The organism is Psychromonas aquatilis (genome assembly GCF_038155185.1).
In the GTDB taxonomy this organism is placed as follows: Bacteria; Pseudomonadota; Gammaproteobacteria; order Enterobacterales; family Psychromonadaceae; genus Psychromonas; species Psychromonas aquatilis.
Genome location: NZ_JBAKAZ010000251.1, coordinates 1 through 233 on the forward strand (window position 1 = coordinate 1; position 233 = coordinate 233).

At 33.0% G+C, this 233-nt stretch carries 1 pseudogene; it reads left to right on the forward strand.

The window, feature by feature from the left end:
* Positions 1-81: 81 nt before the first annotated feature.
* A pseudogene (locus V6256_RS15480) lies at positions 82-219 on the forward strand (4Fe-4S dicluster domain-containing protein); the annotation flags it as partial.
* Between the last annotated feature and the right edge of the window lie 14 nt (positions 220-233).

Sequence of the window (233 nt, forward strand, 5' to 3'; positions counted from 1 at the left end):
AAGAAATTGAATTAGAGCATGGTTTATTAATGCGTAATCTTGTGCAGGGTAATGATACCCGTCATCCACATAGTAAATAATATGGCTTTATTAATTGTAGATAGTTGCATCAATTGCGATATGTGCGATCCTGAATGCCCTAATGAAGGAATTACATTTGGTGAAGAAATCTATGAAATATATGCAGATTTATGTACTGAATGTGTGGGTTTTTATGAATAAGCAACTTGTGT